This is a genomic window from Bacteroidales bacterium (assembly GCA_029210725.1).
Taxonomy (GTDB): Bacteria; Bacteroidota; Bacteroidia; order Bacteroidales.
Window position 1 is genome coordinate 234357 of the sequence record JARGFM010000001.1, and the last position, 19344, is coordinate 253700.

Annotated in this window: 23 protein-coding genes and 1 tRNA gene; 12 read left to right on the top strand and 12 right to left on the bottom strand. The window is 46.0% G+C overall.

Annotated elements, in window-relative coordinates:
- Window positions 1–7 precede the first annotated feature (7 nt).
- The 8 genes from P1P86_00990 to P1P86_01025 form a co-directional block, all read right to left on the bottom strand.
- Entirely contained in the window at window positions 8–388 is a 381-nt protein-coding gene (locus P1P86_00990) for a hypothetical protein (protein ID MDF1573753.1), read from the bottom strand.
- A complete protein-coding gene (locus P1P86_00995) occupies window positions 381–647 on the bottom strand; it encodes an AtpZ/AtpI family protein (protein ID MDF1573754.1) in 267 nt (88 codons plus the stop codon). Before P1P86_00995 ends, P1P86_00990 begins: the two co-directional genes overlap by 8 nt.
- Window positions 595–984 carry a polymer-forming cytoskeletal protein gene (locus P1P86_01000; GenBank protein ID MDF1573755.1) on the bottom strand — a complete coding sequence of 130 codons (390 nt, stop codon included), beginning with the start codon at window positions 982–984 and terminating at the stop codon, window positions 595–597. The genes P1P86_00995 and P1P86_01000 overlap by 53 nt, the downstream gene beginning before the upstream one ends.
- A 20-nt stretch (window positions 985–1004) precedes the next feature.
- Window positions 1005–2009, bottom strand: coding sequence for a ketoacyl-ACP synthase III (locus P1P86_01005; protein ID MDF1573756.1), 1005 nt, complete (start codon window positions 2007–2009; stop codon window positions 1005–1007).
- Window positions 2006–2950, bottom strand: a complete 945-nt coding sequence (locus P1P86_01010) for a phosphate--acyl-ACP acyltransferase (protein MDF1573757.1) — start codon at window positions 2948–2950, stop codon at window positions 2006–2008. Before P1P86_01010 ends, P1P86_01005 begins: the two co-directional genes overlap by 4 nt.
- Before the next feature lie 34 nt (window positions 2951–2984).
- The gene (rpmF, locus tag P1P86_01015) at window positions 2985–3179 is read right to left on the bottom strand and encodes a 50S ribosomal protein L32 (GenBank protein ID MDF1573758.1); all 195 of its coding nucleotides are present in this window, start codon (window positions 3177–3179) and stop codon (window positions 2985–2987) included.
- 2 nt (window positions 3180–3181) lie between these two features.
- Window positions 3182–3721 (bottom strand): DUF177 domain-containing protein, encoded by a 540-nt coding sequence (locus P1P86_01020; protein ID MDF1573759.1) that lies wholly within the window; start codon window positions 3719–3721, stop codon window positions 3182–3184.
- Between the two features lie 125 nt (window positions 3722–3846).
- Window positions 3847–4224 carry a response regulator gene (locus P1P86_01025; GenBank protein ID MDF1573760.1) on the bottom strand — a complete coding sequence of 126 codons (378 nt, stop codon included), beginning with the start codon at window positions 4222–4224 and terminating at the stop codon, window positions 3847–3849.
- 213 nt (window positions 4225–4437) lie between these two features.
- On the opposite strand from P1P86_01025, the gene P1P86_01030 reads away from it, so the two are divergent.
- From P1P86_01030 to P1P86_01060, 7 genes are all read left to right on the top strand, one after another.
- Window positions 4438–6876 (top strand): ABC transporter permease, encoded by a 2439-nt coding sequence (locus P1P86_01030; protein ID MDF1573761.1) that lies wholly within the window; start codon window positions 4438–4440, stop codon window positions 6874–6876.
- A gap of 44 nt (window positions 6877–6920) precedes the next feature.
- The gene (locus tag P1P86_01035; GenBank protein ID MDF1573762.1) at window positions 6921–7709 is read left to right on the top strand and encodes an aminotransferase class IV; all 789 of its coding nucleotides are present in this window, start codon (window positions 6921–6923) and stop codon (window positions 7707–7709) included.
- 47 nt (window positions 7710–7756) lie between these two features.
- A complete protein-coding gene (locus P1P86_01040) occupies window positions 7757–8218 on the top strand; it encodes a hypothetical protein (GenBank protein ID MDF1573763.1) in 462 nt (153 codons plus the stop codon).
- 29 nt (window positions 8219–8247) lie between these two features.
- Window positions 8248–8322, top strand: a tRNA-Val gene (locus P1P86_01045).
- A gap of 224 nt (window positions 8323–8546) precedes the next feature.
- Complete coding sequence (locus tag P1P86_01050) at window positions 8547–9629, top strand: hypothetical protein (protein MDF1573764.1); 1083 nt, start codon at window positions 8547–8549, stop codon at window positions 9627–9629.
- A gap of 25 nt (window positions 9630–9654) precedes the next feature.
- Window positions 9655–10503, top strand: coding sequence for a class I SAM-dependent methyltransferase (locus P1P86_01055; protein MDF1573765.1), 849 nt, complete (start codon window positions 9655–9657; stop codon window positions 10501–10503).
- Window positions 10504–10517: 14 nt separating this feature from the next.
- The gene (locus P1P86_01060) at window positions 10518–11450 is read left to right on the top strand and encodes a polysaccharide deacetylase family protein (GenBank protein MDF1573766.1); all 933 of its coding nucleotides are present in this window, start codon (window positions 10518–10520) and stop codon (window positions 11448–11450) included.
- Between the two features lie 16 nt (window positions 11451–11466).
- Here the strand turns inward: P1P86_01060 and P1P86_01065 are convergent, their stop codons facing one another.
- Entirely contained in the window at window positions 11467–12153 is a 687-nt protein-coding gene (locus tag P1P86_01065) for a hypothetical protein (GenBank protein MDF1573767.1), read from the bottom strand.
- Between the two features lie 137 nt (window positions 12154–12290).
- Between P1P86_01065 and P1P86_01070 the strand changes: the two genes are divergently transcribed.
- The 5 genes from P1P86_01070 to P1P86_01090 are packed head-to-tail and all read left to right on the top strand — an operon-like array spanning window position 12291 to window position 15715.
- The gene (locus P1P86_01070) at window positions 12291–13292 is read left to right on the top strand and encodes a helix-turn-helix transcriptional regulator (protein MDF1573768.1); all 1002 of its coding nucleotides are present in this window, start codon (window positions 12291–12293) and stop codon (window positions 13290–13292) included.
- A 1-nt stretch (window position 13293) separates the two neighbouring features.
- The gene (locus tag P1P86_01075; protein MDF1573769.1) at window positions 13294–13797 is read left to right on the top strand and encodes a prolyl-tRNA synthetase associated domain-containing protein; all 504 of its coding nucleotides are present in this window, start codon (window positions 13294–13296) and stop codon (window positions 13795–13797) included.
- Window positions 13798–13852: 55 nt separating this feature from the next.
- Entirely contained in the window at window positions 13853–14566 is a 714-nt protein-coding gene (locus P1P86_01080; GenBank protein ID MDF1573770.1) for a hypothetical protein, read from the top strand.
- A 42-nt stretch (window positions 14567–14608) separates the two neighbouring features.
- Entirely contained in the window at window positions 14609–14986 is a 378-nt protein-coding gene (locus tag P1P86_01085; protein MDF1573771.1) for a hypothetical protein, read from the top strand.
- Window positions 14987–15001: 15 nt separating this feature from the next.
- A complete protein-coding gene (locus tag P1P86_01090; protein MDF1573772.1) occupies window positions 15002–15715 on the top strand; it encodes a hypothetical protein in 714 nt (237 codons plus the stop codon).
- A 59-nt stretch (window positions 15716–15774) separates the two neighbouring features.
- Here the strand turns inward: P1P86_01090 and P1P86_01095 are convergent, their stop codons facing one another.
- Genes P1P86_01095 through P1P86_01105 form a run of 3 tightly spaced genes read right to left on the bottom strand, consistent with a single transcriptional unit; the run spans window position 15775 to window position 19234 of the window.
- On the bottom strand, window positions 15775–17556 hold the full coding sequence (locus tag P1P86_01095; GenBank protein MDF1573773.1) for an NADH-dependent [FeFe] hydrogenase, group A6: 1782 nt from the start codon (window positions 17554–17556) through the stop codon (window positions 15775–15777).
- 26 nt (window positions 17557–17582) lie between these two features.
- Window positions 17583–18743: an NADH-ubiquinone oxidoreductase-F iron-sulfur binding region domain-containing protein gene (locus P1P86_01100; GenBank protein MDF1573774.1), complete on the bottom strand. Its 1161-nt coding sequence runs from the start codon at window positions 18741–18743 to the stop codon at window positions 17583–17585.
- 20 nt (window positions 18744–18763) lie between these two features.
- Entirely contained in the window at window positions 18764–19234 is a 471-nt protein-coding gene (locus tag P1P86_01105) for an NAD(P)H-dependent oxidoreductase subunit E (protein ID MDF1573775.1), read from the bottom strand.
- Window positions 19235–19344: the final 110 nt, after the last annotated feature.

Genomic DNA, 19344 nt, shown 5'->3' on the forward strand with positions numbered 1-19344 from the left:
AATGTAATTATTTGTTTTTAAGCAGTTTAAGAAGATGACCTGCCGTAAAAAAAGTAAAGATTAAATATAGTGCAAAAAATATAAGGATAAAGGCTTTTGAAATATTTTTTGTGGCCACCCAAAAAAGCAGGATAAACAATAAATACAGGAGGAATTTGACCCCTATTCCCCCCAGCAGGTAGATCACTCCATCCTTATTTTGCCTGCCAATACCTGCCATCAAAATCAGATAGCTTAGCAGACTTATCATGGTCACCGAACCCAGTGTAATCAGGTACTCCGCAGGAGAAAGCCCCACCTGAATACGGGAAAGCAATAAAATACCTGGCAGCACCAGGATGGACGCCAGAACCAGGAGTTGCCAGATAAAACGAATACGCTTAATCATCTTTCCTGAAGATGAAGTCCTTTAATACAATATAGAGACCCGCAAAAACACCCAGTAGTGTGAGAATAGCGGTAAAGACAGGTTTTTCCTTACCCGCTCTTTCATCAAGCTTGGAACCAGCCCAATAGAAAAGAAGAATAATGGCCACCATCTGAAATCCCAGTCCGGAGTAACGGATATAGGAACTCAGACCTGACTTTTTTGGTTTATGCCCCTTTGAGTTTTGAGGCTGGCTCGGTGATCTCTTCTTTTTTTCCACCCATATCGCATTTGCCGGTAAATGTTGCTCCCGGCTCAATGGCCAGTTTACCAGTCTTGATTTCACCATATACTTTCGACATGGAACGAAGCGACAGCAACTCTGTGACTACCACCTTTCCATCCACCACACCTTCCACTTCACAGTTCTTGCACCTGATCTCACCGCTTACTGTACCACTCTGCCCGATAAAAACTTTCCCCTTAGTATTCAGGTTCCCGACCAGATTTCCGTCGAACCTGATATTCTCACTGGAATTAATACTGCCTTCAATAGTCGTCCCAACGGAAATCATATTGATCTTATTGGCACTCTCTGTTTCTCCTATTTTTGCCATATGCTGCTTTTTCTGCAAATTTAGTTATTATTCTCGTTTCCGTCATAGGCCCATTTCAAATAGATGGCCCCCCAGGTGAATCCTCCGCCAAAAGCAGACAGGATCAGGTTATCTCCCTTTTTCAACTGCGATTCCCATTCCCACAGACAGAGTGGTATGGTGGCAGCAGTTGTATTCCCATACTTTTCAATGTTGATCATTACCTTTTCTTTCGGAATCCCCATGCGGCGGGCAACGGCCTCAATAATCCGCATATTGGCCTGGTGAGGAACCAGCCAGGTAAGGGTTTCGGGTGTGAGACCGTTCTTATGCATGATTTCCACAGAAACATCTGCCATTTTGGATACGGCCACCTTAAAGACGGCCTGGCCCTCCTGATAAACAAAGTGTTCCTTGGCATCCACGGTTTCCCGTGTAGCCGGATGGGCCGACCCGCCGGCCTTCATATGAAGACTTTTCATTCCGCTTCCATCAGCTTCAAGAATAGCATCCATAACCCCCAACTCTTCCTCCACAGGCTCCAGCAAAACAGCAGCTGCGCCATCACCAAAAAGGGGACAGGTGGTTCGGTCGGTATAATCGGTGATGGCCGACATCATATCTGCCCCTACAAGTATCACTTTCTTATACTGACCCGACTGAATAAAGCTGGCCGCTGTCTGCAATCCAAATACAAATCCCGAACAAGCTGCCGAAATATCAAAACTCCATGCACCTTTGATCCCCACTTTGTCGGCAATCAGGTTTGCGGTTGAGGGAAAATGATAATCCGCAGTAATGGTAGCACAGATCACAAGCTCGATTTCATCCGGAGAGGTTCCGGTCTTCTCCAGCAATCCCTCTACGGCACGGGCACCCATATCCGAGGTAGCCCCCTCCTTAAGGATCCTTCTCTCCTTAATGCCTATCCGTTGCATGATCCACTCATCGGTGGTCTCAACCATGGTACTTAACTCATCATTGGTAAGCCTGTATTCAGGTACCCAGCCATGAATTCCGGTTATTCCCGCTGCAATCTTAATCATCTGTCCAGTTCTTCTTTTATCCTGTTGACTAATCCTGCTCCAACCACCTCAGCCGTGTGAAGGAGCATATTTTTTATAGCTTTATCATTGGAGATTCCGTGCCCGATTAGCAGGGGAGCATTTACACCCAACACCGGAGTGCCTCCAAAATTTTCAAAATTAAATAATTCAAAATAACCATCCCCCAGGTTTTTCAGAGAAAGCACTTTATAAAAGGCTTCCGCCTGCTTCAGCATGATATTCCCGATAAAGCCATCAGTTACTATTACATCCGCCCTGCTGGAGACGAACATCTCATTGGCCTCAATATTTCCTACAAAATTGTAAGTGGACGACTCCTTCATCAACTGGTATGCACTCCGGGTAACCATGTTCCCTTTACTTTCTTCGATCCCTACATTAAGCAAAGCTACGGCCGGATCCGAAATTCCATGAACCAAATGAGAATAAATGGTACCAATTGTGCCATACTGGTATAAAACATCAGGGCGTGCATCAGGATTGAGTCCCACATCCAGAATGACAGATTGTGTTCCCTCCACGTTGGGAATGGTGGCGGCTATGGCAGGACGAATGATTCCGGGTATGGAAGTAATTATCTGCATGGCACCAACCATCATGGCTCCGGTATTTCCGGCACTGCAAAATCCGTCAATCTCCCCTCTGGCCAGCAGCCGCTGGCCCTTAAAGAGCCCGGCCTGAGGTTTCTCTTTAAATACCTTGAGGGGATGGTCGTCCATCCCAACTGAATCTGCGGCATGAAAATACGAAAACCCGCTAAGGTCGAGTTGTTGTTCTTCCGAGTAGCGGGTAATAAGTTCCTGATCACCGATCAATACAAGCTCCGTGCCAGCAGGTAAAGATTCCCTGGCGAGTATGGCTCCGCGAATTACAGAGCCAGGAGCAAAATCGCCCCCCATCGTATCAATCCCAATGCGCATGGGTTACCGGGCTAACGCCCTGGAAATAAAGGTTCTAAGCTATGTCTGCTTCAGCGTCGATAACAAGCTTACCTTTATAATAAAGGTTACCATCGACGTAATAAGCACGGTGACGTTCATGAACGGTTCCTGTGGTTGAACAGGTAGAGAGCGTGGGAGCCTCCGCCTTATAATGCGTTCTTCTTTTGTCTCTTCTGGTCTTTGAAGTCTTTCTTTTCGGATGTGCCATAGCTATTTAGTGTTTTTTATAATTTTTTTTAATGCATCCCACCTGGGATCCATGTTTTCTTCTTTGTCCGGTTCTCTGGTCCGGTGAGCATCAAGTTTCTTCAGCATCTCCGGATTACAAGCGGAGTTTCCATCGGAATCTTCAGGATGATACTTTTGATAAGGAAGTGCCAGAACAATAAATTCATACAGATACTGGTCGACCGCTATTTCATGATCGTCCCTGCCAATGATCAAAACATCATCCTCAACTTCGCCCGGAAGATCCCCCGTTTTCACAAAAATCGTCTGTGTTGTGGAAATCTCCGTCATAAAATACTCCAGGCAGCGGTCACACATTACCTTCACTTCGCCATTCAACTTGAAATGGAGTGAGAGAACGCCCTGCTTTTTCTCCAGCCTCACATTTGCATGCACATTTCCATCGTCGATTTCCGGATGCTCAAATAAACCAAAGAACTGCCTGTCAAGCTCAAATGAAAAATCGTGATCACCTTCTCCTAAACCCGAAATGCGTACTGCATATGATCCCCGCTTTTTCACAAGACTTCAATTTGGGAGTGCAAAAGTATAAATTTATCTCATATAAAAAAACAAAACTAACGCTTTAATTGATGACAGTAAGGAGATTAAACAGGACGAAAATTCTGCAATAAAAACGGAAAAAATCAGCCAATCATCTGCTGAATGATTTCCATAAGCGAATCAATAAAAAAATCATCCTTGGTCAGATAGCGGTTCGCGCCATTTTCCATAAACTCGGCCAGCAGGGTGTCATCTCCCTGTCCGGTCAGAATGACAACGGGAACCCCCTTATTGACCTTCCTGATCTCCTTTAGTGTATCCAGGCCACTGAGCTTTTTTTCACCGGCACCCGCAAGAACATGATCCAGAACGATAAGTCTCGGATTCAACTGAAGATTTTGCAGGCACTCCTCCCCGGTATGGAAACATACCACATCGTAGTCATGCCTGCTTTGAAAAGTAAATTCCATCAGGTTCAGAATCACTTTGTCATCATCTATAAAAAATATGGGCCTGCTCATTTCAGATTGAATCGCTTTTTCAGACAGAGGATAAAAATAGCAATTTATTTTTTTCTTTGTTCGTCCTTGTCCGATAACGAACAGATGATATACGAAACCGGACATCTTCCATCAATCACTTATGCCATATTTTATTCTTTTACAAGTATTTAAAGATTTTGGCACTGCAATTGAAATTATGTGAGACTGGATAACCGAAAAATCACTGCTCCGATGTCACTTTTAAAAAATTACCTGCTTTCCCTGCTTAGAAATGCCAGACGTGATATCTATTTCACGCTGTTAAACCTTCTTGGACTTGCCGCTGGAATCACGGCTGCCATTCTGATTTTTCTTTATGTACAGGACCAGCTTACCTTCGACAGGCATAATGCTCAATATGAACGTATCTATCGCCTGGAAGGCGACTTTTTTATCAGTGAAAAACAGGACCTGACCGCCATTACCCAAATTCCGCTTGGTCCAACATTAAAAGATGAATATCCTGAAATTGTGGAACAGGTCAGGATATTGCCCCGAAGGGATTTTTATTTTAAACAAGGGGAAGACACCTTTAAGGAGGACAGCATCATGCTGGCCGACTCCACCATATTTTCTGTATTTTCCGTACCTTTTGTAAGTGGCGACCCGGGTACAGCCCTTACCGCACCTTTCTCCATGGTGATCAGCCGTTTGCTGGCTCAAAAATATTTTGGCACCTGGGATGTGGTCGGGAAGAGCATGCAGGACCTGGAGGGAACCACCTTCAATATCACCGGGGTCTTTGAGGACCTGCCCGGGAACGTGCACCTCCACTATAATGGCCTGGTCTCCTCCGCTACCATTGAAGATCAGATTGGCAGTGAACGCTTCAATGACCGCAGCGCGGGTGCATTCTGGAATGTAAACGCCTATACCTATGTGTTGATGGCCGAAAATACCTCCCCGGACATGGTATTATCAAAATTTCCTGAATTCTATGACAAATACATGAAGGAGCTGGGAGAGCAGATCAATGCATCCTTCAAGCTGCGGATCACCCCGCTGGCGGATGTTCACTTTCAAAAAGATGAACTGACCTGGGATCTGCCCAAAGGAAATATGAATTATGTCTATATCATGGCCATTATAGCCATTCTGCTGATTATTATTGCCAGTATCAATTATACAAACCTCACCACGGCACGTGCGACCAGTCGAGGCAAGGAAATCGGAATCAGGAAGGTGGGAGGGGCAGATAAGAGTCTTTTAAGGTCACAATTCCTGGGAGAATCCCTGGCAATGGCCATCCTGGCAGGAATCCTTGCTGTTTTTCTGTCCGCACTGATATTGCCCTTATTTAATAACCTGGCCGGGAAAGAGTTTAACATAAGCACCTTTTTTCAACCTTCCATTCTCCTGTTTATTCTGGGGATCTCTATTCTGACCGGTCTTCTGTCGGGAATCTATCCGGCCACCTACCTGGCTTCCTTTAATCCGTTGGCCATTCTGAAAGGGAACGGGGTCAGCAGCAAGGACCGGGGGTGGTTGAGAAGGGGACTGGTGATTGCCCAGTTTCTAATCTCTTCGGTAATGATCATTGGATCAATCGTGGTGGCACTTCAAATGGGATATATCCAGAAAAAGGACCTGGGTTTCGACCGCGATCAGATCCTACTGCTTTCTTTGAACGATACCGCGATCATCAACAATGTGGGAGCTTTTATGGAAGAAATTGAGCGCTATCCGGCCGTGGAAGAGACTTCCACCTCCACCACAGCTCCCGGCCGATTTTTCGGGAAACAGGTGATGACCGCTGAGCAGAACAATGGTGAAATGCAGGAGAAAGCCTTCAACAACATTATTGTCAATCACGATTACATGGATGTGATGGGGCTGGAACTCGTTGAGGGGCGATTCTATGACAGACAATTCGGATCCGACCTGAGCACGGCTTTTGTGGTAAATGAAGCCCTGGTCCGGGAGATGCAATGGGGAGATTCAGCCCTGGGAAAACAGTTTATTGTCGGGGTAAATATCCAGGGGGCCAATAACCCGGTCGGCGAAATTATCGGGGTGGTGAAGGACTTTCATTATGGTTCTCTTCACAATCCCGTCGAATCACTGGTGTTACGATGTTTTAATAATCAAGGATTTATGCGGACTCTTTCCGTGAGAGTTAGAGGAGACGACATGCAGGGAGTGATCGGCTGGATCCGGGATGTCAGAGAATCCTTCCATCCGGCATATCCCATACAGTACAGCTTCTTAAGCGATGAACTGGACAAGCTCTATGAGGAGGAAGGAGTGGTCTTTGCCCTGGTCATCTCCTTTACGATCCTGATCATTTTCATAGCTGCACTTGGCTTACTGGGGCTATCCTCCTTTATGACCGTAAAACGAACCCGGGAAACAGGAGTAAGAAGAGTCATGGGTGCAAGCCAGAACCAGATCCTGGTACTCTTCCTGACACAATTCTCCAAATGGGTGATCATCTCCAACATACTGGCCTGGCCTCTCTCCTATTTCGTGATGAAACACTGGCTGCAGAATTTCACCTACCGGATCGACTTTCCGTTCTGGACCTTTATCATATCTTTGCTGTTATCACTAAGCATTGCTGTGATCACCGTAAGCTGGCAATCAATTAAGGCCTCCCGGATGAATCCGGCTGCCTCCATCAGGGTGGAATGATAAGTGGAAAGATATTAGGAAACAGCTGCGTAATAAATGGCTTTTTGGCAGATGCATCAGGTTTTGTTCCGGATATGTCTGCCGAGATTTATTATGAGGTGGTCCGGTTGATCGAAGGAAAATTTCTCTTTCTGCCCGATCACCTGAACAGGCTTCAACAATCCATTTCCGGTTCAGGAATTGAGTACCCGGGCCATAAAAGTATTACGGAGAGCCTGGCTTTGCTGGTCACCGGTAATCCCTGCCGGGAGGGAAATATCCGGATCTGCCTGCAAGCCGCCGGAGACAACAAACCCCGGTTGCAATGCTATTTCATCCCCTATTATTATCCCAGGCCGGACATGTATAAAAAGGGAGTGAAACTGTCCATATATCCGCATGTAAGACCCAACCCGGGAATAAAAAAATGGGATGATCAATTCCGGAATTCGGTGGCCAGGTACATCCTCGAACAGAAGGTTTATGAAGCAGCACTGATTAACCATCAAAACCAGATCACCGAAGGGAGCCGGTCCAATATTTTTTTTATCGACCGGGAAAGCAGGCTGATTACCCCTCCTGAAAAGGAAATCCTGCCCGGGATTACAAGAAAATATGTGTTGGAAATTGCACGAAAAAACAGCATCGTCCTTCTGGAAAAACCCATTGCTGTGGGCCAGCTGGACAGCCTGGTAGCTGCTTTTATTTCCGGCACCTCACCAAAGGTCCTTCCGGTCAGACAGATAGATGAATATCTTTTTGATGTGGGCCATCCTTTCATGCAGCAGCTGATGAATCAGTTTGAACTGTTGATCCGGGAAAATCTCACCGGTATTGATATGCCCGGGAATTAAAACGAATACGTACTTTTAATTGTTTATCCGTCGAAAAACCTCCAGAAATGAAACCCTTTATAGTCCTATGCTCTCTGATCCCGGCCTTTCTCAGCATGGAAGCCCAGGAAAAACGAATTTATCATTCCGCGGGTAGTGAATTAATCTTATCCGGGGCGGATATGAATTTTAAGGAATCCGATGTGAGTAACAACCTTCGCTTTACCCTCTTCTTTCATACTCAGCAACACCTCAATTTTGATCTGAGCGATAACCTGGGACTTTATACCGGTTTTGCCATCCGCAATGTGGGATTAATCATGGAGGACTATTTTCAGAATGTGGGGTATGATGTGGACAACACACATCCCGATTATAACAAGAACACAAAGATCAAGCACCGGAGTTATTCCCTGGGCTTCCCCCTGGCTCTTAAAATAGGCTCTTTTGATAAGAACTTTTTCCTGTATGCCGGAGGGGAACTGCGAATGATGGACGGCGATTCATTTCACACTGTCGCATATCACTAATCACACTTTTTTTATAACTTTGACCGTCCGGGGTGTTAGCTCAGTTGGTTCAGAGCGCATGCTTGACAGGCATGAGGTCACTGGTTCGATTCCAGTACATCCCACAGATCAAGAGCCATAATCAGTTGCATTTTAGCTGCTTATGGCTTTTTTTATTCGGAAATTGAGAATAATCTTATCTTTATTCTGGAAGCCTGTAAATATGAATCGTTGCCTGATTATTCTGTTCTGCTTTAGCCAGATATGCTACGCGCAACAAGAATATGATAGCCTGGAAATTCCTGAATCCCTCCCGGTTTTCTATGGAAACAGATTATCTACTCATCCTTTGGGCATCCTGTCCTCAAGGACCAATCATATTTTTCAGACCAAAGCTGCCAAAACATACTCCCTGGCCTTTGGTATATCCAGTGGGAACATCTGGCTGCCCTATGTGAGAGCTTATCAACCCCTGAATGAAGCGGATAAAGATCTGATGCGCTCGTTTGTCTGGAACGATCGGGATTATTACTTCGACCAGGAGAATTCACCCTCCGAATCGATGGGGTTTCAGGCCGATGGAATCATAAGAGCCTACCAGTTACATCTGAATATTCCGCTATTCAACAAGCACGAATTAATGGTAAATTCCCGGGTATTTTCCCTGGATGGAGGTAGGATCCCCTACTCGCTGCTGACCAGTGACCGCCTGATCGAATGGTTCCATTCCAATGTTGCAGGGGGAGAAGATCCATTTGCCAGAAAGGTCTATGGAATGGATCAGGCTTATATCCGCTACACAGATGAGGATGGCAGAACACTGGAAATAGATAAAGGGCAGTTCACCTTCTCCGGAATGGACCTTAACTACACCTATTATCCGGAAATTAAAAGCCTTGAAAATCACCGGATATACACAAACTTCGGAATGCAGCTGGGGCTCAATGCCAGCCGGTACAATTCATCCCTGGATGTTGGACTGAGCACCTCGCTAATTAAGATAATACCAATAAGAAACAACCGGGCGATACATGCTGGAGCAGGCTTAAGTGCCATATATCAAAACCTGATCTTGTTTGGTGATCCGGTTCACATTCGTAACAGAAATGCTCTGCTCAGTTCAGAGGTCCTTCTGAGCTATATCATTCCTGTAAAAAGATCGGGTTGTTTTTCATTAGCCCTAAGCTATCATATCCGGAGTTCCATGAATAAGAGGAAGGATTTTGAGACCATCGTGCTTACAGGAGACAGAATTACATCCCACTGGCACTATAGTATTTCCCACTTCTATAAAGTTTTATCTGCAAATTACCTGATTATATCCTACTCAAAAGGAGCCTTTGCTTATTCGATCTTTCTGAGAGAAGATTTTTCAGTCGATAATGCCCCTGATGCCCAGACAGGCTTTGGAATAAAAATGAGTTTTAAATAAGCTTTTTGTTTACATTTATAATCCTATGATAAAACAGCTCTACAGGTTTCTCAGTCCAAGGTTTCAGAACCTTTTCCTGGAATACAAAGTACATCCAAAACCAAGGTACGGTCATGGACTGCCGGCACATCCGGAGCTGCTTAAAATTATTGATGCCAACAGGGAGACCTATATAAAGTTGCTTGAAAAAGCTCTGGCAAACAAAAAGAAGATCTGGGAGATCAGAGATTCCAAGGAGGAGACCGACAAAGCCAAACCTAGCTGGAACAACGGGTACCTGCCCGGACTGGATATTATCGGGATCTACACCATACTGGCCCGCTTCAAGCCCAAAAGATATATTGAAATAGGATCGGGCAACTCCACCCGGGTAGCCCATAAAGCCTTTATGGAGAATGATCTGAGCACCGAGTTTATTTCCATCGACCCCAGGCCGCGGACAGAGATCGACCAGCTCCCCAACCGGATGATCCGGGAACCCTTTGAGAATGTTACTCTGGATATCGTGGCCGAACTGAATGCCAATGATGTCCTTTTCCTGGACAATTCACACCGGATTTTTCCCAACTCCGATTCCATGGTTTTCTTTATGGAAATCCTTCCACGGCTTAAAAGGGGGGTTATTGTTCATCTTCATGATATCTATCTGCCCTACGATTACCCCCAGTTTATGTGCAACAGGTTCTACTCGGAACAATACGGGCTGGCCTTTTATCTGCTATCAAATCCGGATAAGTATGAACCCATTCTGCCAAACTATTATATTTCTGAGGATCAGGAATTATCCGGGCTGATTGCTCCGATCTGGGATCATGAAAATCTCAGGAATGTAGAGCGGCACGGGGGCTCCTTCTGGCTCAGAATTGCTGAATAACAAAAAATATCGCTATGAAAAAAATGTCCCGCACCTTGCTGATAATTTCAGCTTTCGTTCTGTTATTCGTTCAGGCAAGCAGTGGCCAGCAAACTCTGGCGGAAAAACTGGGTTATACTGCTGATGCCAGTCTTCTTATTGTACATGCCGATGATATCGGCCTGGCCCAGTCGGTCAACGAGGCTACCGCTAAAGCCTTTGCCAGCGGGGGAATCACCTCGGGAAGTATCATGGTTCCCTGCCCCTGGTTCAACGACTTTGCCGAATACTACAAAAGCCATCCCGATCTGGATGTAGGGATCCATATTACCCTCACTTCCGAATGGGATCACTACAAATTCGGGGGGATCTTACCTGCCACTGAAATTCCCAGTCTGCTGGATGAGAATGGCTATTTCTACCCCACCACCGAAGAGCTTGGCATGCATGCCGATCCGGCTGAGGCAGAAAAGGAGATCAGGGCGCAGATTGAAAGGGCCATCTCCTACGGGATTAGGCCCACCCACCTGGATACTCATATGGGAAGTGTTCTGGTTAAACCGGAGCTGCTGTCTGTTTATATGAAACTGGGAAAAGAATATGGTATTCCGGTTTTTGCTCCCCGGATGATGCTGTTTGCAATGCCCCAGGAATTGAGGGACATGGTCAGGGAGGAGTATATCCTGGCAGACAACATGTTTATGCTGAACGTGGACGGCCCCGAGGCCTCCTGTGACGAAGAATATGAAAAAATGATAGAAAAAGTCGTTCCCGGGCTGAACGTGATGATTGTGCACCTGGCTTTTGACAATGCAGAAATGCAGGCGGTTACAGTGAACTATCCTGCATTTGGTGCGACCTGGAGAGAAAAGGATTTGAATTATGTCCAGAGTCAGGCTTTCCGGGATCTTCTGAAGCGCCATGAAATTCATCTGGTTTCCTGGAAGGAGATCGGGGCGCTGAAGTAACTATCCCTCGGGCCGGTTATTGAACCGGATACCGGCTATCTGGTATACCATCCTTTAATTCAATTGTATGGTACATCACTGCAAAGGCTGCTGAGATCCACATCACTGAAACAAAAACGCCCACAAAGAGACAAACAAGGCCAAGGATCACAATCGGTATGGCCAGGAGTCCCATAAAAAAGATCTGCCATCCATATCCACGGGTCAGGTCCCAGCTTACCCGGAGGGCATCCATCACATCCATTTCGCGATCCACAACCAGATAGGGGACAAAAGCCAGGCGGCAGGCAAAAATGATCCCGGGTACAATCAGCATGACAATCCCCAGGCCCACAATAATGCCTACCACAATATTGGCAATAACCGCATTCCAGTAGTTTCGCTGAAAAACAACAAAGATATCCCGGACCTCAATCCGTTCACCTCGAACCGCTTTTAGAAAAACCCAGCTGGTCCCATATTGAATGGGGCCCGCCACAAAGACTCCGTACATAATGCCAAAGAAAACCAGGGGGACCAGAAACCATTCAAAGGAATCAATTTTCCACTGAATGGTACTAACCGGTCCGCTCAGGATCATATATACAATGGAGACCACAAGCAGTTCCACAAAAGAGGCCATGAGTACCTTCCATCCGATGGAGTAGCTTCTCGAAGCATCCGGATAGAAGTCGTATTGTTCATTATTGTAAATGCTTACCATGATTTCTGAGATTTTGATTTATACCCAAATCTAAGGCTTGAAAAGATGCTGTCCTTCAGACTTAAGTAGTGATTTGAAAAATCCAACTATAGTAGGAATTCAGCGAGGACTATACTTTAGTAGGAATTTTATTTTTCATGAAAATGCTCCCGGCCAATTGTCGTATATTCACCATTCCATTCGAAAAAATGACTGAAGCCTGGCACCTCATATTATTGATCATACCACTTTTGGCTGGTGCCATCTCTATTTTTTTTTCCTTCCGGTTAATGAAGCGCTACAAGCTTCCTTTTACCGTCAGCTTTTTTTACTACCTGGTCTTTCTGTATATTTTCGGCACCTATGGTCTGGCCGGATCCGGTATACTTGAACACCTGCTCGGCAGGATGGAAATCGATCAAAAAATAATCCATTCTGCAAGCCTCTATGCCATTTTCCTGGGAATTCCTTTCCTGGCACTTGCAAAATTTATGTTTCTTCGAAGTATCTTGGAGTTCTTAAACAAAAAACTCAGCAATCCCTTTGTTTTCTTCTATTTCCTGATCCTGGCTTCTGCCTTTATAAGTTATGGAGTATATATGGTCCGGCTTACCCGCTTCGACCTGGGAGAGTACCAGCGATTGATCCAGTTCCAGCGTTGGGCCTTTGCTGCTTTTATGCTCCTCATATACCTGCTGGCCTATGCACAAATTTATAAAGGCACCAGAAAATCAGGCAACTTCCCGGCAAAAAAGCACCTGCGGGTTTTTGGCTCCTGGTACCTGGCCTATACGGTCCTTTGTGTGGCTCCCCTGTCCCTCACAACCTATCACCCGATTTTCAGGCAATTTTTCTTTCTGATCTTTCTCTCCTGGCACCTGATTCCCATCCTGTTCCTGAACATTTACCTGAACAAATTCCATAATATGGAACATGAGCTTCCCGGGGATTTCGAAACCCGGCTCCAGGCCTTTGTGGGAAAACATGAGATATCCAAAAGAGAGTGTGAGGTAGTACGCCTGATTTGTAGTGGTCTGTCGAACCAGGAGATCAGCGAAACCCTGTTCATCTCCCTCCAAACGGTTAAGGATCATATTCATCGGATCTTTGTGAAGACAGGGGTAAAAAACAGAGTACAGCTAAGCAATATGATCAGATAAGATGAGCCGAAGAGATGCTGTAATCCAATATCTGCAACAACTGGGGATTCCCTTTGAGTTATACGAACACCCTCCTGTACCCACTGTTGAAGAGGCCCTGCCCTACTGGAAGGACATAGATTCGGCACACTGTAAGAATCTCTTTTTCAGGAACCATAAGGGGAACAAACACTACCTGGTGATCCTGGATCACCGCCGGCAATTGAATATCCGGGACCTGGAACAAAGACTCAGGCAGGGGAAAATCTCCTTTGCCTCCGCCAAAAGAATGGAACGTTACCTGGGTCTCTCTGCCGGATCCGTGTCGGCTTTTGGAATTATCAACGATCCGGAAAAGCATGTTCACCTGTTTATTGATGAAGCCCTGCAGTCGGCCGAACGGATCAGTTTTCATCCCAATGAAAACAACGCAACCCTTGTAATCTCTTTTGCATCTTTCCTTAGATTCCTTGAATCGAGCGGTAACTCCTACGAGTTTATTGCCATGTATGATTCTAAATTGTAAGCGGGTTCATCCTAATTTTCTAACTTGCAGACGAAATACAGAAAGCTTTGATGTGATGATGAAAAAAATTGCCTTCCTCCTGCTGCTTATGCTGATAGTCCTTCCCGGATGCCTGGAGGATCCAGATCCCCTGCCCCAGACGATCAGGACTTATGAGTATTTTTATAACTACCTGATGGAATCTTATGATATCCAGTGGGAAATTGATGAAAAAATCATTGGTTCCGGGCATTCATACGGAGTTCCGGCTCAGGCGGTAATTGAACTTGATGAAAGTCAGCAGGAGGTCCTCTTTCTGACCAGGAATCCCGATACCGGACTTTTGCTCGACAGCCTCTCCGGATTGTTATTCGAAAACGGCTCATATATGCTGGCTATGTTGGGTAATGAAGAGGAGCCCCATCTTCTCTTTAAGCCTCTGGATACCCGGCCCCCTACCTCGGGTATGATTAAAATTCATTTCATGCACGCCGCACCAACTATGAATCCCGTAGATATTTATGTTGGCGGGAATCAGCCCGGGGACAAAGTACTTTCAGCCCTGGACTATACTTCGGTGACCGAGTATCTTGAAATTGCGGAAGATAAACTTTGGGAAGCTCTTATTATCACACCGGCCAACAGCCTTCCTGCCGACTCAACCATCCTCTCGTACACAGCTAACACCATTTTTAAAATCGGCAACGCATATCTGTGTACCATCGGACACAATGAAAACGATATTGAATCACCTTTCCTGATACAGGTGGATGAACATCCCGTCTATTAGTGATCGGGATAATTTTGTAAAACCGGACAAAGCAGACTAAACATGGAAAAACAGAGAAATATGAAACAGCATGTCTCTTTTGTGGGAGCATTGCATATTGGATTCGGGATTCTCGGATTGATTGGGGCTCTTGCCATTTTTTTTGGTTTTCAATTTCTTTTTCAATTTGTTGAAGAGGAACCCCTCGCTGAACAAATACTCTCCTATGTGGGTAATGCCCTTGCTCTGATTATCCTGTTTATTAGTACCCTGGGCGTCATTGGCGGAATCGGCCTCTTTTCATACCGGTCCTGGGCACGCATCCTGGTTTTGATTGTCTCGGCCATCAATTGCCTGAATGTTCCCGTAGGTACTGCCAAAGGGGTATATTCGATTTGGGTGCTTATGCAACCCGAAACCATTGAACTGTTTGAAAGTTAAAAGAAACCTGATTTCATGAAAAAGCTATTTATCCTATCCATTCTTTTTTCCCCTTTTTTACTGTCGTGTGACAAAGAACCGGAACCCGAGCCCGAAAAGATACGCTCCTACTGCTATCTCTATCATTTTGTGCCTGAACTGGGAAGTGTGATCTGGGAAATCGATGATATTGAGGTACCTGAACCAAAGGACTATTCCGTGCTCCTGGCTGGCTCGGTTCTGCTTGAATCTGCTAGCGAGGAGATTAGCTTTACGGTTAAACATTCGGGTACCAAAGAGGTGCTTGTCAGTCAGCTCGTTCCAATGGAACAGGATAAGTATTACATGATCATTGTCAGTGGCCCGGCAGACGCTCCCTCTTTGTTAATCAGAGAGATCGATACCAGCCGCCCTCAGGCCGGACAAGTGAGGTTTCAGGCCTATCATGCAGCCAATGGTCAATCGTCCATCGACATCTATATGGGAGGGAGTACTCCGGATAAACGCGTTGTCTCAGATCTTAATTTATTAAGCCTGTCCGAGTCCTTTGAAGTTCAGGACTTTGATGCCAGGGCAGCCATTACATTTACGGCTCATAGTGAAGAATATAACCAGGACAGTGTTATACTGACTTCCTTGTATAACGACCAGATTGGATCCGGAGCCAGTTACCTGACTGTGCTGGCCCCCTTTACCTTCGAACCAGCTTCAGAGCTGACGATCTGGCTTTACAGCCTGCCCCTTGAATAAATAGAGCCGGCTCCAGTTAATTCCCGGACCGGCTCCTTTCAGAATATATGAGTCCTGACCTAATACCTTACACGTTTTGTATAATGGGTATGTAGGAGTTCGTGGGATTTGTGTCCCAGTGGTTCTCCCAGAAATTCCCGGTATATTCCAATAATCTCCGGATTCTCATGAGATTTTCGGATCTCCATGGACATATCCTCGGCATAAATGGCCTCGGTCCGCTTTCTTCGAATCTCTTCATTGGTCGGAATGGGTTGTCCGCCACCTCCCAGGCATCCGTCGGGACAGGCCATCACCTCAATAAAATGGGCCTCGATATCCCCGCTCTTCACACCATTCATCAGTTTTCTGGCATTCACAAGCCCGTGAGCCACCGCACACTTCAGCTCCACTCCATTCAGAAAGCTCCACTCCTCTTTGCAATCTTCAATCATAACCGAGGCCTGCCTGACCCCTTCCATACCACGTACGGGGGTGATATTCAAACCTTCAAAGGGAACTTCTCTTCCGGTTACAATCTCATAGGCCGTTCTCAGAGCGGCTTCCATCACACCACCTGTGGCTCCGAATATGACGGCTGCTCCGCTCGAAACACCCATGATACTGTCGTATTTGTCTTCTTTTAATTTGTTGAAATCCACACCGGCCTGCTTGATCATTCTGGCCAGTTCCCTGGTCGTTAAAACATAGTCGACATCCTTGAAACCGCTGGATCGCATTTCGGGGCGATCAGCTTCATATTTCTTGGCTGTACACGGCATAATAGAAACACTAACCACATCTTTTGGATCGAGTTTCCTGACCTGGGCATAATAAGTTTTGGCCAGGGCACCGAACATCTGCTGGGGTGATTTGCAGGTAGAAACATTGGGAAGATACTCCGGGAAGGTATGTTCGATAAATTTGACCCAGCCCGGTGAACAGGAAGTGGTCATGGGAAGGGCCACCTCCGGATCCTTATCAACCAGGGCCTTCTTCAGCCTGGTCAACAGCTCAGTTCCCTCTTCCATGATGGTCAGGTCCGCGGTAAAATCGGTATCCAGCACCGAATCAAATCCAAGTCTTTTCAATGCTGAAACCATCTGACCTGTCACCCTGCTACCGGCTTCCAGTCCCAGCTCTTCACCCAGACCAACCCTGACAGCCGGCGCTGTCTGAACCACCACATGTTTGGTGGGATCCAGAATAACATCCCAGACTTCATCCAGATAGGTACGCTCCACCAGGGCACCGGTTGGACAACGGTTGATACACTGACCGCAATTGGTACAAATGACTTCTGCCATGGAGAGGTCCTCAAAGGTGGTGATCCGCTGATGATCCCCCTTAAAGGCCACAGTAAGTGCATTTACACCCTGCAGTTGTTCACAGGTGCGAACGCAACGCTGACAACGGATGCATTTGCTGTCGTCTTTTTGAATGGAAGGTGAGAAGCGGTCAATAGTATAATCTTTGATCGTATTAAGATCGATAAAGATGTGATCGCCCACGGCAAATTCATTCGAAAGATTCTGCAGCTCACACATTCCATTCTTATAGCATTTCGTACAATCGGCATTGTGTTCCGAAAGCAGCAACTCAATAATGTGTTTCCGGGCCGAGCGAACCTTCAGAGAATTCGTCAGGATCTGCATCCCTTCGGAAACCGGAGAGGCACATGCCGCCACCAGCGATTTTGCACCCAGCTGTTCCACCACACAAACCCGGCAATTTCCCGCAACACAGAGATCGTCGTGATGACAGAGAGTAGGTATCCTGAAATTCATTTTTTTGGCCGCATCAAGAATGGTGGTTCCTTCCGGAACTTTTACGAGCATGCCATTAATAGATAAATTAACCATGATATCTGTTTTATCTGTTTTCCTAATTAGTAAATAATCTCTTCCTTAAAATTCTCCACAATGGATCCAAAGGCATTTCCCACCGACTGACCCAATCCGCACTTGGAGGCACGTTTCATGGTTTTCGCCAGTTTAACCAGTTCGTCCAGATACTTGGAGTTCTTCTCACCCCGCTTCACCGCCTCGACTCCCTTCAGCAACTGCTGGCAACCCACACGACAGGGGGTACATTGACCGCAGGACTCTTCGGTGAAGAAATCCAGATAATTGTGAAGCACATTATACATGGAACGCGTAGAATTAAACAGCTTCATGGATCCCCCGGTGGGGACTCCTTCGAATCCAATAATGGTCTCTTCAAACTTCTTCCGGGGAACACAAAATCCGGAGGCCCCCCCCACCTGGACTGCCTTGGTGTCGCCATCACCGAAATCATTGACAAACTCGTCCACAGTCATTCCGAGCTCCAGTTCATAGATGCCCGCTTTGGGAGTATCGCCCGATATGGAGAACACTTTTGAACCCCTGGAATCTTTAGTTCCCAGCTCCTTGAAATGACTGGCCCCGTATTTCATGATCATCACACTGTGCACCAGCGTTTCCACATTGTTAATGACGGTGGGTTTTCCAAAAAGTCCGGATTTGGTCGGATAGGGAGGCTTGTTCCGGGGTTCTCCCCTTTTACCTTCGATGGATTCAAACAGGGCACTCTCCTCGCCACAAATATAGGCACCACTGCCCAGTCGTATCTGGATTCTGAAGTTTTGGTTAAATTCATCCATGGTCTGATGGAATTTTTTTAACTCCTCATTCAATTTGGGGATTAAAAATTTATACTCACCCCGCAGATAGACATATCCCATCTTGGCCCCTATGGCCTTCCCGGCGATGGCCATTCCGCAAAACACCTTTCCGGGTACCAGGTCAAGAATTTCACGATCCTTGAAAGTTCCGGGCTCACCTTCATCAGCATTACAGACTATGTATTTAACAGGATCCTTTTCACTGGCGGTAAAGCACCATTTTAACCCGGTGGGGAATCCTGCGCCGCCGCGGCCTTTCAGGTCAGATTCAAGTAACTCCTGGCAGATGGCATCGGGTTCCATATCCACGATTTTTTTCAGGACATCCCTGCATTCAATCTTTTCAAAAATAAGATCTACTCTTTTTACATGCTGTGAACTCATGTTAATAGTATTTTTCGTAATTATTTTTTAATATATTCCCTTAATATTTCCGTTACTTTTCTGGGTGTAAGTTCCGTATAGGGCGTATCATTGATCAGCATAGCAGGCGCTTTATGACACCAGCCAATGCAGTTGGCCTCCAGTAAACTGAACTTCCGGTCGGGAGTGGTTTCTCCCATCTTCACCTTAAGAATCTCCTCAATGGTGGAAAGGATGTCGTTTTTGCCTTTCATGGCACAGGAAATGGTTTTACAGATCCTGATCACATATTTGCCCCTGACCTCGGTATCCAGGAAGGAGTAAAAAGTGGCGGTTCCGAATACATCAGCAGCTGAAATATCAAGTTCTCTGGCCACATCCACCATGTCCTGCCTGGAGAGAAAGCGGTTATGAACCACCAGGTCCTGCAGAATGGGTATCAGGCTTTCACGGGTCCTGCCATGCTTATTGGCCAGCTCCCTAACTAATTCATTTTCAATAATCGTCTCCATGAGCTCACAAAATTTTTAGTGTATTACGCTGGTTTATTGAGTTTTAACTAGACTGTTATTTGTTTCACAAAATGAAAGGGTAAAATTAGAATTTCGATGTGAATCTTATA

Bases quoted from the DNA above. Each gene is read 5' to 3' on its own strand.
- P1P86_00990 (MDF1573753.1), bottom strand. From the start codon at position 388: ATGATTAAGCGTATTCGTTTTATCTGGCAACTCCTGGTTCTGGCGTCC.
- P1P86_01000 (MDF1573755.1), bottom strand. From the start codon at position 984: ATGGCAAAAATAGGAGAAACAGAGAGTGCCAATAAGATCAATATGATT.
- P1P86_01005 (MDF1573756.1), bottom strand. From the start codon at position 2,009: ATGATTAAGATTGCAGCGGGAATAACCGGAATTCATGGCTGGGTACCT.
- P1P86_01010 (MDF1573757.1), bottom strand. From the start codon at position 2,950: ATGCGCATTGGGATTGATACGATGGGGGGCGATTTTGCTCCTGGCTCT.
- rpmF (MDF1573758.1), bottom strand. From the start codon at position 3,179: ATGGCACATCCGAAAAGAAAGACTTCAAAGACCAGAAGAGACAAAAGA.
- P1P86_01025 (MDF1573760.1), bottom strand. From the start codon at position 4,224: ATGAGCAGGCCCATATTTTTTATAGATGATGACAAAGTGATTCTGAAC.
- P1P86_01030 (MDF1573761.1), top strand. From the start codon at position 4,438: ATGTCACTTTTAAAAAATTACCTGCTTTCCCTGCTTAGAAATGCCAGA.
- P1P86_01040 (MDF1573763.1), top strand. From the start codon at position 7,757: ATGAAACCCTTTATAGTCCTATGCTCTCTGATCCCGGCCTTTCTCAGC.
- P1P86_01055 (MDF1573765.1), top strand. From the start codon at position 9,655: ATGATAAAACAGCTCTACAGGTTTCTCAGTCCAAGGTTTCAGAACCTT.
- P1P86_01060 (MDF1573766.1), top strand. From the start codon at position 10,518: ATGAAAAAAATGTCCCGCACCTTGCTGATAATTTCAGCTTTCGTTCTG.
- P1P86_01065 (MDF1573767.1), bottom strand. From the start codon at position 12,153: ATGGTAAGCATTTACAATAATGAACAATACGACTTCTATCCGGATGCT.
- P1P86_01070 (MDF1573768.1), top strand. From the start codon at position 12,291: ATGAAAATGCTCCCGGCCAATTGTCGTATATTCACCATTCCATTCGAA.
- P1P86_01075 (MDF1573769.1), top strand. From the start codon at position 13,294: ATGAGCCGAAGAGATGCTGTAATCCAATATCTGCAACAACTGGGGATT.
- P1P86_01080 (MDF1573770.1), top strand. From the start codon at position 13,853: ATGATGAAAAAAATTGCCTTCCTCCTGCTGCTTATGCTGATAGTCCTT.
- P1P86_01085 (MDF1573771.1), top strand. From the start codon at position 14,609: ATGGAAAAACAGAGAAATATGAAACAGCATGTCTCTTTTGTGGGAGCA.
- P1P86_01090 (MDF1573772.1), top strand. From the start codon at position 15,002: ATGAAAAAGCTATTTATCCTATCCATTCTTTTTTCCCCTTTTTTACTG.
- P1P86_01095 (MDF1573773.1), bottom strand. From the start codon at position 17,556: ATGGTTAATTTATCTATTAATGGCATGCTCGTAAAAGTTCCGGAAGGA.
- P1P86_01100 (MDF1573774.1), bottom strand. From the start codon at position 18,743: ATGAGTTCACAGCATGTAAAAAGAGTAGATCTTATTTTTGAAAAGATT.
- P1P86_01105 (MDF1573775.1), bottom strand. From the start codon at position 19,234: ATGGAGACGATTATTGAAAATGAATTAGTTAGGGAGCTGGCCAATAAG.